The organism is Serratia sp. 2880STDY5682894 (assembly GCF_001537385.1).
GTDB lineage: Bacteria > Pseudomonadota > Gammaproteobacteria > Enterobacterales > Enterobacteriaceae > Serratia > Serratia nevei.
The window spans coordinates 75,360-91,392 of record NZ_FCJA01000014.1; the positions used below are offsets into that span (position 1 = coordinate 75,360).

At 61.2% G+C, this 16,033-nt stretch carries 13 protein-coding genes; 10 read left to right on the forward strand and 3 right to left on the reverse strand.

Annotated features, from left to right (window positions below; genetic code table 11):
* Positions 1-247 precede the first annotated feature (247 nt).
* Positions 248-781, forward strand: a complete 534-nt coding sequence (gene ssb1, locus AWX27_RS22945) for a single-stranded DNA-binding protein SSB1 (protein WP_033654707.1) — start codon at positions 248-250, stop codon at positions 779-781.
* A 62-nt stretch (positions 782-843) separates the two neighbouring features.
* On the opposite strand, the gene AWX27_RS22950 is transcribed toward ssb1, so the two are convergent.
* On the reverse strand, positions 844-1,593 hold the full coding sequence (locus AWX27_RS22950) for a 3-oxoacyl-ACP reductase family protein (RefSeq protein WP_060425175.1): 750 nt from the start codon (positions 1,591-1,593) through the stop codon (positions 844-846).
* 132 nt (positions 1,594-1,725) lie between these two features.
* On the opposite strand from AWX27_RS22950, the gene AWX27_RS22955 reads away from it, so the two are divergent.
* Complete coding sequence (locus tag AWX27_RS22955) at positions 1,726-2,643, forward strand: LysR family transcriptional regulator (RefSeq protein WP_049201481.1); 918 nt, start codon at positions 1,726-1,728, stop codon at positions 2,641-2,643.
* 55 nt (positions 2,644-2,698) lie between these two features.
* On the opposite strand, the gene AWX27_RS22960 is transcribed toward AWX27_RS22955, so the two are convergent.
* Positions 2,699-2,959 carry a multiple stress resistance protein BhsA gene (locus tag AWX27_RS22960; protein WP_025304435.1) on the reverse strand — a complete coding sequence of 87 codons (261 nt, stop codon included), beginning with the start codon at positions 2,957-2,959 and terminating at the stop codon, positions 2,699-2,701.
* 196 nt (positions 2,960-3,155) lie between these two features.
* Here AWX27_RS22960 and AWX27_RS22965 point away from each other — a divergent pair, with 196 nt between their 5' ends.
* The 5 genes from AWX27_RS22965 to AWX27_RS22985 all read left to right on the forward strand — a co-directional run bounded on the left by AWX27_RS22965 (position 3,156) and on the right by AWX27_RS22985 (position 8,259).
* Positions 3,156-3,599 (forward strand): lipocalin-like domain-containing protein, encoded by a 444-nt coding sequence (locus AWX27_RS22965; RefSeq protein ID WP_047570370.1) that lies wholly within the window; start codon positions 3,156-3,158, stop codon positions 3,597-3,599.
* Entirely contained in the window at positions 3,596-4,264 is a 669-nt protein-coding gene (locus AWX27_RS22970) for a glutathione S-transferase family protein (RefSeq protein WP_049201475.1), read from the forward strand. Before AWX27_RS22965 ends, AWX27_RS22970 begins: the two co-directional genes overlap by 4 nt.
* A gap of 47 nt (positions 4,265-4,311) precedes the next feature.
* The gene (locus tag AWX27_RS22975) at positions 4,312-4,719 is read left to right on the forward strand and encodes a VOC family protein (RefSeq protein ID WP_038874298.1); all 408 of its coding nucleotides are present in this window, start codon (positions 4,312-4,314) and stop codon (positions 4,717-4,719) included.
* Positions 4,720-5,051: 332 nt separating this feature from the next.
* Positions 5,052-6,413, forward strand: a complete 1,362-nt coding sequence (locus tag AWX27_RS22980) for an NCS2 family permease (RefSeq protein ID WP_060425178.1) — start codon at positions 5,052-5,054, stop codon at positions 6,411-6,413.
* A gap of 196 nt (positions 6,414-6,609) precedes the next feature.
* Positions 6,610-8,259 (forward strand): Na+/H+ antiporter, encoded by a 1,650-nt coding sequence (locus AWX27_RS22985; protein ID WP_025304430.1) that lies wholly within the window; start codon positions 6,610-6,612, stop codon positions 8,257-8,259.
* 73 nt (positions 8,260-8,332) lie between these two features.
* On the opposite strand, the gene AWX27_RS22990 is transcribed toward AWX27_RS22985, so the two are convergent.
* Positions 8,333-9,220, reverse strand: a complete 888-nt coding sequence (locus AWX27_RS22990; protein ID WP_025304429.1) for a LysR family transcriptional regulator — start codon at positions 9,218-9,220, stop codon at positions 8,333-8,335.
* A gap of 140 nt (positions 9,221-9,360) precedes the next feature.
* On the opposite strand from AWX27_RS22990, the gene AWX27_RS22995 reads away from it, so the two are divergent.
* From AWX27_RS22995 to AWX27_RS23005, 3 genes are all read left to right on the forward strand, one after another.
* On the forward strand, positions 9,361-9,783 hold the full coding sequence (locus tag AWX27_RS22995; protein ID WP_004936830.1) for a CidA/LrgA family protein: 423 nt from the start codon (positions 9,361-9,363) through the stop codon (positions 9,781-9,783).
* Positions 9,776-10,465, forward strand: a complete 690-nt coding sequence (locus AWX27_RS23000) for an LrgB family protein (RefSeq protein ID WP_004936833.1) — start codon at positions 9,776-9,778, stop codon at positions 10,463-10,465. The genes AWX27_RS22995 and AWX27_RS23000 overlap by 8 nt, the downstream gene beginning before the upstream one ends.
* Positions 10,466-11,077: 612 nt before the next feature.
* Positions 11,078-16,033: non-ribosomal peptide synthetase (locus AWX27_RS23005; protein WP_156428567.1), on the forward strand; the 4,956-nt coding region annotated here is incomplete at its 3' end.

Sequence of the window (16,033 nt, forward strand, 5' to 3'; positions counted from 1 at the left end):
CCTGTCGCGATTTTTGCGGGGGATTTTGTGATGGATCTCGCAAAAAACCGGCACAGCCTGGTCGAAACGCATAATTATGACACAAAAAAACCTGAATGAATATCCAGTATGCGAATGCAACAAGGTCGATCGAAAAGACAATTCTGGAATGCAATTCGCACTTATCAACACGGGTGTGGTTTCGCACTCAGCGTGGTAAACTGACGCGTTTATACTGTGTAGAAATCAATCATCGGGAGAAGTGCTCATGGCCAGCAGAGGCGTAAACAAAGTAATTCTGGTCGGGAATCTGGGTCAGGATCCAGAAGTCCGTTACATGCCGAACGGCGGCGCAGTGGCCAACATTACCCTGGCGACCTCCGAAAGCTGGCGTGACAAGGCGACCGGCGAACAGAAAGAGAAGACCGAGTGGCACCGCGTCGTGCTGTTCGGCAAACTGGCCGAAGTGGCGGGCGAATACCTGCGTAAAGGCTCTCAGGTCTACATCGAAGGCTCCCTGCAGACCCGTAAATGGCAGGATCAGAGCGGCCAGGATCGCTACACCACCGAGATCGTGGTTAACGTCGGCGGCACCATGCAGATGCTGGGCGGCCGTCAGGGCGGCGGCGCACCGGCCGGTCAATCTGCCGGCGGCCAGGGCGGTTGGGGCCAGCCTCAGCAGCCACAGGGTGGCAACCAGTTCAGCGGTGGCCAGCAGCAGTCTCGCCCAGCGCAGAACAGCGCTCCGGCGGCCAGCAGCAACGAACCGCCAATGGATTTCGACGACGATATCCCGTTCTGATATCCGGCCGTTTGCAGCCAACAGAAAAGCCCCGAAAGGGGCTTTTTGCATTTCAGGGGCGGTTACGCCGAGAAGCCGCCGTCGATGCTCAGGCTGGCGCCGGTGATATAACCCGCCTGCGGGCCGGCGAGGTAGGCGACGAAGCCGGCGATCTCTTCATCTTTGCCGTAGCGGCCGATCGCCATCAGCTGCTTGAGCCGATCGGCGAACTCGCCGGCATCCGGGTTCATTTCGGTGTCCACCGGGCCGGGCTGCACGTTATTGACGGTGATGCCGCGCGGGCCGAGATCGCGCGCCATGCCTTTGGTCAGGCCGACCAGCGCCGATTTGCTCATCGCATACACCGCCGCGCCGCCGAACGGCACGCGCTCGGCGTTGGTGCTGCCGATGTGGATGATGCGGCCACCGTCGTTCATGTGGCGCGCCGCCTCCTGGCTGGCGACGAACACGCTGCGCACGTTGACCGCCAGCATGCGATCCAGGTCTTCCAACGCCAGTTCCTCGGTGCTGCCCAGCGTAAACACCCCGGCGTTGTTCACCAGAATATCCAGATTGCCGAACTGGCTGACCGCCTGGCGCACCGCCTGCTGCAGCGCCGCCGCATCGGCGCTGTCGGCCTTGATGGCGAGGGCTTTGCCGCCGGCGGCGGTGATGGCGCTTGCCACCGCTTCGGCGCGATCGGCCGAGGCGGCGTAGGTAAAGGCGACGGCGGCGCCTTCACTCGCCAACCGTTTAACGATGGCGGCGCCGATGCCGCGTGAACCGCCTTGAACGAACGCGACTTTGCCTTGCAGAGGGTGTGCTGTGGTCATGTTATTTCTCCAAAGTGGGTGAGGGTAAAGTAAAGTGCCGGCATTCAGTATCGGAGATCGCCGGCACGGCCACTAGCCACAAAGAGCTATAATCAGTTCAAACCATTAGTTTGAAATCCATAGAGGAAAAGTATGCTGGGACACCTGGAATGCTTCGTCAGCAGCGCGGAAAACGGCAGCTTTTCCGCCGCCGGCCGCAAGCTGGGCCTCAGCCCGGCGGCGGTGGGCAAAAACGTCACCCGGCTGGAGACGCTGGTTGGCGTGCGCCTGTTTCAGCGCAACACTCGCCAGCTGATCCTGACCGAAGAGGGCGAGCGTTTTTTGCAGGAAGTCAGCGGTGGTCTGCAGTCGATTCAGTGCGCGTTGAAGGGCCTGAGCAGCAGCGGCGGCGTGGCGGCCGGCAGCCTGAGGATCAGCATGGGCACCGCTTTCGGTCTGAATTTCGTGTTGCCGATGTTGCCGGATTTTCTGGCGCGTTATCCGGCGATCGTGCCGGACTGGCATTTCGATAATCGCCAGGTGGATCTGATCGGCGAGCACTTCGACGCCGCGTTGGGCGGCGGCATCGAACTGGCTCAGGGGATGATTGCGCGCGAGCTGGCGCCCGCACACGGCGTGTTGGTGGCTTCGGCGGATTATCTGCGGCAACGGCCGCCGCTGCGGCAGCCGGAACAGCTGGCGCAACACACCGGGATTTTCATCCGTTCGCCGCAGACCGGGCGCATCCGCCATCAGCCGCTGCGCAATGCGGAAAACGAGCAGCATGCGCCGGCGATGGCGATCGGCATGACGGTAAACGAGCCGGAGGCGGCGGCGCGGGCGGCGGAAATGGGCTTGGGCATTGCCTTGATCGCCATGCCGAATGCGGTGCCCTATCTGGAAAACGGCCGCCTGGTGCGGGTGTTGCCGGGTTGGTATGTCGATCGCGGCAGCATGCACCTTTATTTTCCCACCACCAAATTCTTACCGACCAAAACCCGGGTTTTTGTCGATTTCATCACCGAGCAGTTTCGCCTGCAGAAGCTGGCGACACGCTTCGACGCCCGCTAAAACGAGAAAAGCCCCTTGCGGGGCTTCTTTCTTCCGTCGGTTGGCTGTTCGACGATCAGTTGAAGATTTCTGCGGTGCCGTACAGTTTGTTCTGGCCGCCGGCGGCGACGATGCGGTATGAGCTGGCGCCCGACGCGGCGGCTTTGCTGGCCAGTTCGCTTTCCAGCGCGCTCAGGTTGGTGGCGCCGCTAACGGAGACTACGCCGATTTTCTGGGCGTCTGCAGCGGGTTGGCTGGATGGCAGGTCAGCGGCGAAGGTAGCAAAAGAAGCGGTAGCCAGCAGTGCAGCGGTAGCAAAAATTTTGACGTTTTTCATGATGTGTTCCTCAGCGTATTGATTGGATGAGAGCCCGTTGTCTCTCGATGTGTTAAATAATAGTGCGACGGGGCGGAATAAAAAATCGGAGAGTTTTGAGTATCTCTGTCAAATAAATTGATTGTTTTTTCATCCGCTGGCGTGCGGTAAAAATCGCCACTACCCTATACAGACGATCCTTAACCGGAGAAGCGTAATGACGGTAAACGCGTTTATCGGCAGTTGGGCGCTGGTGTCGTCGGTGTTCAAAAACCAGAACGGCGAGCTGAATTACCCGCTGGGCGAGCAGGTGTTGGGGCGAATCCACTATGAGGCCAACGGCACGATGGCGGCGCAGCTGTACAGTGCCGTGCGGCCGCGTTTCGCCGCCGACGATTTGGCGCAGGGGTCCGAGCGGGAGATCCGCGCGGCCTTCATCAATATGATTTGCTACTTCGGCCGCTATCAGGTGGAGGAAAGCGAACAGCGGGTGGTGCATCAGGTCGAAGGCTGTTCGTTCCCCAACTGGGTAGGCAGCCGTCAGGTGCGTTTTTACGCTTTCAGCGGCGATCGGCTGACGTTGCGCACGGTGCCCTTGCAGCTCGGCAACGGCGTGCAGGTGGGCGAACTGGTGTGGCAGCGGACAGGAGCTTCTTTATGATCATTGTTCATCATCTCAATCACTCGCGGTCGCAGCGCATTCTGTGGTTTCTGGAAGAGCTGGGCGTGCCCTATCAGGTGCAACGCTACGAACGCGATCCGCAGACTATGCTGGCGCCGGCGGCGCTGAAAAAGATCCATCCGCTGGGCAAATCGCCGGTGATCGTCGACGGCGATCTGACGCTGGCGGAATCCGGCGCCATCATCGAATACCTGCAAGAAGCCTATGACGCGCAAGGGATGTTCATGCCGACCGACTTCCACGCGCGCCAGCAATACCGCTACTGGCTGCACTACGCCGAAGGATCGCTGATGCCGCTGTTGGTGATGAAACTGGTGTTCAGCCGGCTCGGCCAGCCGCCGATCCCCTGGCTGCTGCGGCCGGTGGCCGGCGCGATCGGCAAGGGCGTGCAGCGCGAATATCTCGACAAGCAGATCGCGCCGCACTGCGAATTCCTCGAACAGCACCTGAACAAGGGCAGCTGGTTTGTCGGCAACGACTTCAGCGCGGCGGACATTCAGATGAGCTTCCCGCTGGAGGCGATGGCGGCGCGCGGCGCGTTGGATGATTGCCCGAAACTGCGCGGTTTTCTGCAGCGCATTCACGCCCGGCCCGCCTACCAGCGGGCGTTGGAGCAGGGCGGCCCTTACGACCTGCTGAGCTAACCGGATGGGCTATACTCGATGGGGTCATTCTTCATCGGAGGTAGCCCATGGCTACGCAAATCTTCGTTAACCTGCCCGTCAGCGATCTGCCCGCCTCGATGGCGTTCTTCACCCACCTGGGTTTCACTTTCAATCCGCAATTCACCGATGACACCGCCGCGTGCATGGTGGTCAGCGACACGATTTACGTGATGTTGCTGACCCACGACAAATTCAGAATGTTTACCCCGAACCCGATCGGCGACGCCAAGCAGGCCACCGAAGTGCTGGTATGCCTGTCGCAACCCAGCCGGGCGGCGGTGGACGAACTGGTGCGTAAGGCGGTCGCCGGCGGCGGCAACACCTACCACCCGCCGCGGGACTACGGCGTGATGTACGGCCACGGTTTTCAGGATCTGGATGGCCATATCTGGGAATTGATGTATATGGATCCCGCTGCGGTGCAGACGCAATAACCCTGCCGCGACGGCGTTCGCCGGGGCGCCCGTCGCCCCGGTTTTATCGTACAGGCGTCATTCCCGCCGCTTTCTGCATAAATTGCCGCGATCTTTAGTTGATTAGACGCTATGGAAGGCAGGATAATCGTTTGCCTTGAATAAACCACCATAAATCACCCGTACCGCGCGCTGCGAGTTAAACGTTTGCCTTGGTGCGCATCGCCGTTGGCGCTGCGACAGAAGGGCAAGGATGCGGAACGTGACGTAAACGATTACGTGACGATCGGGCGCGGGCGAGATTACAGGCCTGCTGCGACGGGCCGATTCATGAAACACAGGGGAAGTAACCTATGTCGAACTCTCAAGCGAACCACGCCGCAAAACCAACCGGCGGGCTTGATGGCTATTTTAAAATTTCCGCGCGCGGCAGCAGCGTGCGCCAGGAGGTGGTGGCGGGGCTAACCACCTTCCTGGCGATGGTGTACTCGGTGATCGTGGTGCCGAGCATGCTGGGCAAAGCGGGCTTCCCGCCGGCGGCGGTGTTTGTCTCCACCTGCCTGGTGGCCGGGCTGGGCTCGCTGCTGATGGGGCTGTGGGCTAACCTGCCGATGGCGATCGGCTGTGCGATCTCGTTGACCGCCTTCACCGCCTTCAGCCTGGTGCTGGGCCAGCACATCAGCATTCCGGTGGCGCTGGGTGCGGTGTTCCTGATGGGCGTACTGTTTACCATTATCTCGGTCACCGGCATCCGCGCCTGGATCCTGCGCAACCTGCCGATGGGCGTGGCGCACGGCACCGGCATCGGTATCGGTCTGTTCCTGCTGCTGATCGCCGCCAACGGCGTCGGCCTGGTGGTGAAGAACCCGCTGGATGGCCTGCCGGTGGCGCTCGGCGCGTTCACCTCCTTCCCGGTGGTGATGACGCTGGTCGGCCTGGCGGTGATCTTCGGCCTGGAAAAACTGCGCGTGCCCGGCGGCATTTTGCTGGTGATCATCGCCATTTCCATCATCGGCCTGATCTTCGACCCGGCGGTGAAATACCAGGGGCTGTTCGCCATGCCGAACCTGGCGGACGCTGACGGCAAATCGTTGATCTTCAGCCTGGATATCATGGGCGCATTGCAGCCGGTGGTGTTGCCGAGCGTGCTGGCGCTGGTGATGACCGCGGTGTTCGACGCCACCGGCACCATCCGCGCGGTGGCCGGGCAGGCCAACCTGCTGGATAAAGACGGGCAGATCATCAACGGCGGCAAGGCGCTGACCTCGGATTCCCTGAGCAGCATCTTCTCCGGCCTGGTGGGCGCCGCGCCCGCCGCGGTCTACATCGAATCCGCCGCCGGCACCGCCGCGGGCGGCAAGACCGGCCTGACCGCCACCGTGGTCGGCATTCTGTTCCTGCTGATCCTGTTCCTGTCGCCGCTGGCCTATCTGGTGCCGGTCTATGCCACCGCACCGGCGCTGATGTACGTCGGCCTGCTGATGCTGAGCAACGTCACCAAGCTGGACTTCAACGACTTCGTCGACGCGATGGCCGGCCTGCTGTGTGCGGTGTTCATCGTACTGACCTGCAACATCGTTACCGGCATCATGCTGGGCTTCAGCTCGCTGGTCATCGGCCGCATCTTCTCCGGCGAATGGCGTAAGCTGAACATCGGCACCGTGCTGATCGCCGTGGCGCTGGTGGCGTTCTACGCCGGCGGCTGGGCGATTTAAGACCCTCAGCTTCCCTCGCCCGGCGGGCGAGGGAAACTGTCACGGCATTTCCCTTCTTAAGATAAGTCTTCTTCTGCTCTGCACCGCGTTTTGAAAGGCACAACAAGCTTTAACGGCTGTAAAAAAAGTGATCTACTATCGGGACCAACGCAGGCCCTGAGCCGATGTCGTCTGAATCGTAGAGTCTAAGGAAAGCATGGAAATCTTTTTTACAATCCTCATTTTGATCCTGGTGGTCTCCCTGTCCGGGGTAGTGACGCGCATGTTGCCGTTCCAGGTGCCGCTGCCGCTGATGCAAATCGCCATCGGGGCCCTGTTGGCCTGGCCGCATTTCGGGCTGCACGTCGACTTTGATCCCGAACTGTTCCTGGTGCTGTTCATCCCGCCGCTGCTGTTCGCCGACGGTTGGAAAACGCCAACGCGCGAATTCCTGCACCACGGGCGTGAAATTCTCGGCCTGGCGCTGGTGCTGGTGCTGATCACCGTGGTCGGCGTCGGCTATCTGATCTACGCCATGGTGCCGGGCATTCCGCTGGTGGCGGCCTTCGCGTTGGCGGCGGTGCTGTCGCCGACCGATGCCGTGGCGCTGTCCGGCATCGTCGGCAAAGGGCGCATTCCTAAGCCGATCATGGGCGTGCTCGAAGGCGAGGCGCTGATGAACGACGCATCCGGCCTGGTGTCGCTCAAGTTTGCCATCGCGGTGGCGATGGGCACCATGGTGTTCACCGTGGGCGGCGCAACCCTCGAGTTCCTCAAAGTGGCGATCGGTGGCCTGCTGGCCGGCGTGGCGGTCACCTGGACCTACAGTAAATCGCTGCGGGTGATGAGCCGCTGGAGCGGCGACGATCCGGCGACCCAGATCGTATTCCTGCTGCTGCTGCCGTTCGCCTCCTACCTGATCGCCGAACATATCGGCGTTTCCGGCATCCTGGCGGCGGTGGCGGCGGGGATGACCATCAGCCAATCCGGCGTGATCCGCAACGCGCCGCTGGCGATGCGCCTGCGCGCCAACAGCGTATGGGCGATGCTGGAGTTCGTGTTCAACGGCATGGTGTTCATCATGTTGGGCCTGCAGCTGCCGGGCATTCTTGAAACCTCTATCCTGCAGGCGGAGCTGGATCCGACCATCCAGACCTGGTACCTGTTCGCCGACGTGGCCACCATCTACGCCGCGCTGCTGGTGCTGCGTTTCACCTGGCTGTGGGTGATGAAGAAGGCCAGCAACCGCTTTATGAAAAAGCGCCCGCTGCAGTTCGGCGACTACAGCACGCGTGAGCTGTGGGTGGCGTCGTTCGCCGGGGTGCGCGGGGCGATTACCCTGGCCGGTGTGCTGTCGATACCGCTGTTGCTGAGCGACGGCACCGCCTTCCCGGCGCGCTATCAGCTGGTGTTTATCGCCGCCGGGGTGATCCTGCTGTCGTTGATCGTCGGCGTGCTGGCATTGCCGCTGCTGCTGCGCGGCGTTCAGGTGGCCGACAAGAGCGCCAGCAAGCACGAAGAGCGCATGGCGATCGCCATGGCGGCCGAAGTGGCGATCGAGAGCGTGAATAAAATGGAAGAGCGTCTGGTCGCCGATACCGAAGAGAACCTCGATCCGCAGGTGTTGAAAGAGGTCAGCTCGCGGGTGACGGGCATGCTGCGGCGGCGCATCGCGTCGAAAGACGATATCGAGAATGCGCTGGCGATGGAAAACCTCGAGCGGCGTTTCCGCCTGACGGCGCTGCGCGCCGAGCGCGGCGAGCTGTACCACCTGCGCGCCACGCAGAAAATCAGCAACGAGACGCTGCAAAAACTGCTGCACGATCTCGACCTGCTCGAAGCGCTGCTGATCGAGCGCGAAGGGTAAACCTCAGAAGAGGAATCATGTTTTCCTCTTTATTTCTTCCCGAAGGGCCGCCTGTGCGGCCCTTGTTTTTTGGCTACTTGAGCGGCGGCCAGTAGTCGCGGCAGCAGGCGATCCAGGCCTGCGCGCTGTGCGACAGGTAGCTGCCCTGGCGCCAGATCAGCCCGATTTTCCACTCCATGCGCGGCTCCAGCGGCAGCCAGACCAGGTTTTCCTTGTCCAGCCAGCGGCAGACCGGCTCCGGCAGCATGGCGATGCCCACGCCGGCCTGCACCATTGAGGCGAGGAAATCCCATTGGCCGCTGCGCACCGCGATTTGCGGTTCAAAACCGGCCTGGCGAAACGCCTTCATCAGCATCTTGTACAGCGCAAAGTCTTCGTTATAAATCAGGATCGGGCTGTCGGCCAATTCGGCGATATTGATGCGGGTGCGGTTGAGCCACTGCGGCGTGCGCGGCGCCACCACGCACATCGGATGGCCCAGCAGCGGCAGAAAGGTCAGCGGCTGTTCCGAATCGAAGGGCAGCACCGTCATCGCCAGATCCAGTTCGCCGGACATCACCGCCTGTTCGACCGACAGCCCGCCCAGCTCGGAAATTTTTAATTCGATGCCGGGGTAGGTCTGGCGAAAGCGGCGGATCAGATCGGCGATCTGCCTGCCCACCATCGGCGGAATGCCCAGCCGCAGCACGCCCTTTTTCACCGAGCTGATGTCTTCCAGCTCCGCCTCCAGCTGGCGGAATTCGTCGAGGATCGTCAGGCCGCGCTGATACACCGCCTGGCCGCTGTCGGTCAGGCGCAGCTTGCGGCCTTCGCGGATCAGCAGCGTGCATTCCAGCTCCTCTTCCAGATGCCGCAGCATCTTGCTGATGGTGGGCTGGGTGACGAACAGTTTTTCCGCCGCGCGGGTGAAGCTTTGCTGGCGCACCACTTCAACGAAGTAGCGCAGGGTGCGGACATCCACGTTAGGGTTCTCCTTGAGGGCGCTACCGGCGGGAAACTATTCCCGGACGGCATGATGTCGATAATTTTAATTCATTTCAGGCGTGGTTTCCCGGCTGCGTATACTGTAGGCCGTCAATTTATTGTTTGAGGTCATCTTCCATGTCTCTGGCGTTACGCCGCGTTGCCCCCTCCCTGCTGACCCGTTTGCAGGTGCCGATTCAGGTGGCGTTGTATGCGGCGCTGTTCCTGATCGCCGATCGCCTGGTGCAACAATTCCACCTGCCGCTCCCCGCCAATATCGTCGGCATGCTGATGCTGCTGGCGCTGATCCTGCTGCGCATTCTGCCGCTGAGCTGGGTCAAGGCCGGCTCCCGCTGGCTGCTGGCGGAAATGCTGCTGTTCTTCGTGCCGGCGGTGGTGGCGGTGGTCAACTATGCCCAGCTGCTGATGGTCGAGGGCTGGAAGATCTTTCTGGTGATCGCGGTCAGCACCATGCTGACGCTGGGCGCCACCGGGCTGGTGGTGGACAGGGTGTATCGGCTGGAGATTTGGCTGCAGCGACGGAAGCAGCGCCATGAATGATTTTATCCTCAGCCTGGCCTGCTTTCTGGCGACGCTGGCGCTCTACTTCGCCAACAAAAAGCTGTACCGCCGCCGCCGCACGTTACTGCTGATGCCGCTGGTACTGACGCCGATGATCCTGGTGCTGCTGCTGGTGGTCACCCACATCTCCTATCAGGACTATATCGGTGAAACCCACTGGCTGCTGTGGCTGCTGGGGCCGGCGACCATCGCCTTTGCGGTGCCGGTGTACGAGAATCTGCACATCATCCGCCGCCACTGGCTGTCGCTGACCGCCGGGGTAACGACGGCGGTGCTGGTGGCGGTGTACAGCTCGGTGTGGCTGGCGCGCCTGCTGACGCTGCCGGAAGAGGTGCAGCGCAGCCTGGCGGTGCGTTCGATTACCACGCCGTTCGCGCTGGAGGCCGCCAAACAGATGGGCGGGCAGCCGGATCTGGTGGCGCTGTTCGTGGTGATCACCGGGGTGTTCGGCATGGCGGTGGGCGACATTCTGTTTCTGCGGCTGGCGGTGCGCAGCCGCCTGGCCAAGGGAGCCGGGTTTGGCGCCTCGTCGCACGGCGCCGGCACCGCCCGCGCTTATGAACTGGGGCCGCAGGAGGGCGTGGTGTCGAGCCTGGTGATGATGCTGGCCGGCATTATCACGGTGGTGGCCGCGCCGCTGATCGGCCGGCTGATGTGGTAAGACCTCTCGGGGCGGGCTCTGCCGCCCCATTTTACATTGTCTGTCGTTGGGAACGGTGCCGTCGATGAGCGCCCCAAAAAACGAAGAAATTTTTCAGCATAATTTTTCCCATCGTTATAACAAAAAACGATAGATGCGCCGCGGGCAAAATTGCCGTTCATTTTTAATGGTAATGAATTAATTAATCAATAAATTATTATCATTAAAACAATAAAGTATAACTTATTGATATGGAGAGGCTCTTATCGTAAGTATTGTTGCACATTAACTGTGGTGAATAATACAAAAGAATATGAATTTCTCTCTAATTATATCGGATTAATACAAGAGGAATACGCTCGTCATCCCTGAGTAATATCGGGGAAATAAAATGGTCATTTATTCCCTTTCGCACATTTCGCCAAAAAAAATATCCTCTCCTATACTTCACAGCTCTACAAATTGAGGCACAGGGGGGAACCTCTGGATTAACCATTTCATTCTTTCTTAGTTGGGGGGAGACCCAGCTTTTCTACGGTTTTTTATTCTGACTTGAACTGTCGGACGGCCAGGCTTTGCCTAAATCCGGACGGTCCCTTTCATTAACGTAATGAAAACGTGCTAGAGAATATTATGAACAAACAAACTGATGTGAAGAGTGGGGAATTCCGTACCGGTGCTCAGGCTGCGGCGGAGAAAGTCGAACTGCATGAAATGACTATCGCCCAGCGTGAACTCTGGCTGGGGGAAAACATTTCCAAAGAGTTGTCGTTCAATATCTGGGGCTATGGGCAGGTTGACGGGCCTCTCGACGTTAAGCTGCTGCGGCAAGCCATCGATGCAATCGTGGAAGAAACGCCGGCTCTGCAAGCGCATTTTGTGGAAAAAGACGGTGAGCTTTATCAATACCGCGCGCCACGCACCCATGAGCCGCTGTTCACTCTCGATCTCAGTAAGGAACCCGATCCCCTGCAGGCGGCCAGACGCTGGATGGTGGCGGATGCGGCGCTGCCGCGCCGCGCCACGGGAGAGGAACCTTTTAGTTTTTATGTGATTACGCTCGCCCCGCAGCGCTATGTCCTCTATCGGCGTTTCCACCATATGATCACCGACGGCCGCAGTGCCGAGGAAGTGATGCGGCGCATCGCGGCCTACTATAACGCGCTGGCGTCCGGCGGCGTCATCCCTGAATTCGCCAACTGCAATTTCTCTCTGCTTTATGAAAACGACATCAAATACCGCGACTCCTCACGCTTTTCTTCCGATCAGGCTTTTTGGCGGGAATATACTGCCGCTGCGCCGCAGAGTTTGTCGCGTAGAGCCATATTGACCCCGGACGCCGCGATGAACCGCAACACGCAGCTGCTGGAAAAAGAGGCATTGGATCAGCTGCAGCAACAAGCCGACAATATCGGCGTACACCGCGCACATATATTGGCCGCCGCCGTAGCATTATGTTTCTACAGCCTGACCGGCAGTGAATATCTTAATTTCAGCATGCCGGTGACCGGGACGAGAGAACGAAACAGTATTGGTATGACCTCTAACGTTGTCCCTTTGATTATCAAGGTTGAACCCCAGCTGAGCCTGGCCGAATTTATCCAAAAGGTTGCGGCCGAAATAGCAAAAGTGGTTCGCCATCAATTATATCGTGGGGAGGACATTCGGCGTGACAATGGCGCGACGGATTCCGCCTGGTTTGGCCCTTCAATTAACATTGTTTCTTTCGACCACGGCGATCCTTTCTGGGGATGCCGCACCCGTTGGTATTATGGCGGGAATATTCCGTCCGGCGATCTACAGATTATGCTGTATGAAGACCAGCAGGCGAATGAGCTGGACGTCACTTTTTCTGACGCCGCTTATGCAAATTCATTAGGCGATCTGGATGTTTTGCAGCGCCGTTTCCAGTTTATTTTACGGGCGCTGAACGCATCAACGGCGGGGACGATCGAGGCGTTGGATCGGCAAGTGGCGGCGCTGGCGGATGCCGAGGCCGGCGGCAGCTTTTACACCAACCGTCGGCAACCGCCTGCCGGCGGCATCATTCGTTGGGATCGCCCGGCTGAGGCGCTGCAGCGCCTGGTGAGCTCGCTGAGCCATGGCGCGGGATGCGCGGCGAAGATACTGCTGGCGGAGCGCGTGTTGGGCGTGACGGCGCTGCAGGCGGTGAGCGATGAGCGGCAGGCCGAGCCCGGTACCCTGCTGCACGTCGAGGCCGACGGCTGGGTGATTGCCGCGAACCCCGGCGTGGTGCGCGTCGGGCCGTTCTTGCGCGCCGACGGATCGGTTCAGCCAGGCGATGCGCTGGCGCAGGCCTGCGGCTTGTCTGTCGGCTCGGTCTTGCCGACGATTAACGCTGCCGAAGCCTCGCTGTTAGGCGCGGCGTATGGCGCCAGCGCCGATAGCGCCGCTTTTTGGCAACCGCGTCTGACGCGTTATTATCCGGCGCCGTTCCCGCCGGGGCCTGGCCGCCAGGCGGATCTTCCCGCACGCTGGCAGGCGACAGCCTGGCAGCGCCTAGAAAAAATTGCCGGCGAGCAGGTGCTGGCGGCAGCAACCCTTTATCTGGCGCGCATGTGCAATGAAACCGATTTTCAGCTGGGGTGGATCACCCCGGACGATCGGAATTGGGGACGTTGGGCTCACCTGAGCGCGCGCGTGCTGCCGCTGCAGGTCTCTGTTGATCACACCGGCAATTTCCAGCAGGCGTTGGCCGCGCTGGAACAGGAATATAGCCAGCTGCGCGCTCATGCCGATTATCATCCCGCGTTGCTGACGCGCGATGCGGACCTGCGAGCGCCTCAGACTTGGCCGACGGCGGTATCGATCGTCAGCCGGCGCTCGGCGCAGGGGTTGCAGCGTGAAGACGAGGGGGTTGCCGCCATCATGGCTTCCGGCTCGCGCGCGGTATTGCAAATCTGCAAGGCTGACGGCGCTTTCCGTTGGGTCTACGACGCCGCCTCCGTGGCTGACGAACAGATGTTGCGTGCGACGCAACATCTGCTGATGCTGCTCAACGATGCGGTGAGGGCGGGTTCTCATCGTCGCACCGTCGGCGAACTCAGTCTGGTTTCCGAGGAAGAGCGCGCGCAGTTGCTGCAGGGCCTCAACCATACCGTCGCTTCACACTCGCCGGCGGCTTGTCTGCACCGGTTGTTCGAAGCACAGGTCAGACGGACGCCGGAGGCGATCGCGGTGACGTATGGCGATGACAGCCTGACCTACGCGGAATTGAATACCCAGGCGAACCGTTGGGCCCATCGGCTGGTACAGCTTGGCGTGCAGCCGGACAGCCTGGTGGCGCTGTGCGCCGGGCGCGGGCTGCCGATGCTGGTCGGGCTGCTGGGGATCCTCAAAGCCGGCGGCGCCTATGTGCCGCTGGATCCCGCCTATAGCGGCGAGCGGCTACAGTACATCCTGGCGGACTCAGCGCCGGTGCTGCTGTTGGCGGATGAGCTCGGCCGACAAGCGCTGGGTGACTGCGAGGTGCCGGTGCTGGCGCTGGAACAGCCACTGACGGGGGAAAGCGACGATCTGCAGGACGTCGGGGTGCGCCCGGCACACCTGGCGTATGTGATTTATACCTCCGGCTCGACCGGCAAACCCAAAGGGGTGATGGTGGAGCACCGGCAGGTCGCGCGGTTGTTCAGCGCGACGAACGCCTGGTTCAACTTCAGCGCCGCCGACAGGTGGTGCCTGTTCCACTCATTCGCCTTCGACTTCTCCGTCTGGGAGATCTGGGGCGCCTGGCTGTATGGCGGCCAGCTGTTCATCGTACCGCAGGCGATCGCCCGCTCGGCGCCGGATTTTTATCATTTCGTCTGCCGCAGCGGCATCACGGTATTGAACCAGACGCCGAGCGCCTTCAAAGCCTTTATCCAGGCTCAGGCGCACAGCGAAGCGCGCCAGCAGCTACGCGAGATCGTGTTTGGTGGCGAAATGCTGAAGCCTTCCGATCTTGCGCCGTGGTTTGCTCGTCCAGAGAACCGGCAGACGCGGTTGATCAACATGTACGGTATCACCGAGACCACGGTGCATGTGACTTATCGGCCGCTGTCGGCGCAGGATACGGCGATCACCACCAGTCCGATCGGCAGCCGCATCCCGGATTTGCGCTTGTATCTGCTGGGCGCCGACGGCGAACCGGTGCCGATGGGGGCGATTGGCGAACTTTACGTCGGCGGCGAAGGGGTGGCGCGGGGTTACCTGAACCGGCCCGAATTGACGGCGGAACGTTTTCTCGATGATCCTTTCAACCGGGCGCCGGGTGCGCGCATGTATCGTACCGGCGATCTGGCGCGCTATCTGCCGGGTGGCGATATCGAATACCTGGGGCGCAATGACCAGCAGGTAAAAATCCGCGGTTTCCGTATCGAATGCGGCGAGGTGGAGGCACAGCTGAGTACCGATCCGCGCGTGCGCAGCGTAGCCGTGGACGCGATTGACGATGGCGACGGGGGCAAGCGACTGGTGGCGTGGGTGGTACCGGCACCGGAAGCCGAACGCGCTACGCTGGCGACCGGGCTGCGTCAGCATCTGCAGGCGCGGCTGCCGGATTATATGGTGCCGGTGGCTTACGTTTGGCTGGAGGCGTTGCCGCTGACCGGCAACGGCAAATTGGACAAGCGGGCTCTGCCGGTGCCGCAGGTCGACGCCTATGTGCGTGAAGCCTATGCGCCGCCGCAGGGCGAGGCGGAAAACCTGCTGGCGGCAATCTGGCGCGAGCTGCTGGGCGTAGAGCGCGTCGGTCGCTATGACCACTTCTTCGAACTGGGCGGGCATTCGCTGATGGCGGTGCGCCTGGCTAACCGCGTGCAACAGGCCGGATGGCTGTTACCGTTGCAGGCGCTGTTCGCCAGCCCGGTACTGCACGTGCTGGCGCAGGCGCTGGAAGTTGCGCCGGCTCAGGAACCGCTGCCGATACTGCCGGTGGCGCGCGACGGCGAATTGCCCCTGTCGTTCGCCCAGCAACGCCTGTGGTTCCTGACCCAGTTGGAGGGGATGAGCGAAACCTACCATATCCCCCTGGCGCTGCGGTTGCACGGCCGGTTGGATCGGCAGGCGCTGCAACATAGTCTGGATGCGCTCTATGCGCGTCACGAATCGCTGCGTAGCCGGTTCATCACCCGGGAAGATCGGCCACAGGTGCAGATTTTGCCGGCAAACGGGCTGCCGCTTGCGTTCCACGATCTGCGACGTCACCCCGCGCAAGCCGACACGCTGTGCCGTCAGGCGGCCACTCAACCGTTCGATTTGACGCAGGGGCCGCTGGTGCGCACCGCGCTGATCCGCCTGGCGGATGAGGAGCACCTGTTCCTGCTCACCTGTCATCACATCGTCTCCGACGGTTGGTCGACCGGCATTCTGCTGCGTGAACTGGGGGCGTTGTACGGCGCTTTCCGTCGCGGCGATGCCGATCCGCTGCCGCTGCCGACGCTGCAATACCCGGATTACGCCGCCTGGCAGCGTCGCTATCTGACGCCGGAGCGGCTGGCGGCGCAGGCGCAATACTGGCGCGAAACGCTGAGCGGTGCGCCGGCGCTGCTGACGCTGCCGACCGACCGGCCGCGTCCGACGGTGCAGTCT

Bases quoted from the DNA above. Each gene is read 5' to 3' on its own strand.
- ssb1 (WP_033654707.1), top strand. From the start codon at position 248: ATGGCCAGCAGAGGCGTAAACAAAGTAATTCTGGTCGGGAATCTGGGT.
- AWX27_RS22950 (WP_060425175.1), bottom strand. From the start codon at position 1,593: ATGACCACAGCACACCCTCTGCAAGGCAAAGTCGCGTTCGTTCAAGGC.
- AWX27_RS22955 (WP_049201481.1), top strand. From the start codon at position 1,726: ATGCTGGGACACCTGGAATGCTTCGTCAGCAGCGCGGAAAACGGCAGC.
- AWX27_RS22960 (WP_025304435.1), bottom strand. From the start codon at position 2,959: ATGAAAAACGTCAAAATTTTTGCTACCGCTGCACTGCTGGCTACCGCT.
- AWX27_RS22965 (WP_047570370.1), top strand. From the start codon at position 3,156: ATGACGGTAAACGCGTTTATCGGCAGTTGGGCGCTGGTGTCGTCGGTG.
- AWX27_RS22970 (WP_049201475.1), top strand. From the start codon at position 3,596: ATGATCATTGTTCATCATCTCAATCACTCGCGGTCGCAGCGCATTCTG.
- AWX27_RS22975 (WP_038874298.1), top strand. From the start codon at position 4,312: ATGGCTACGCAAATCTTCGTTAACCTGCCCGTCAGCGATCTGCCCGCC.
- AWX27_RS22980 (WP_060425178.1), top strand. From the start codon at position 5,052: ATGTCGAACTCTCAAGCGAACCACGCCGCAAAACCAACCGGCGGGCTT.
- AWX27_RS22985 (WP_025304430.1), top strand. From the start codon at position 6,610: ATGGAAATCTTTTTTACAATCCTCATTTTGATCCTGGTGGTCTCCCTG.
- AWX27_RS22995 (WP_004936830.1), top strand. From the start codon at position 9,361: ATGTCTCTGGCGTTACGCCGCGTTGCCCCCTCCCTGCTGACCCGTTTG.
- AWX27_RS23000 (WP_004936833.1), top strand. From the start codon at position 9,776: ATGAATGATTTTATCCTCAGCCTGGCCTGCTTTCTGGCGACGCTGGCG.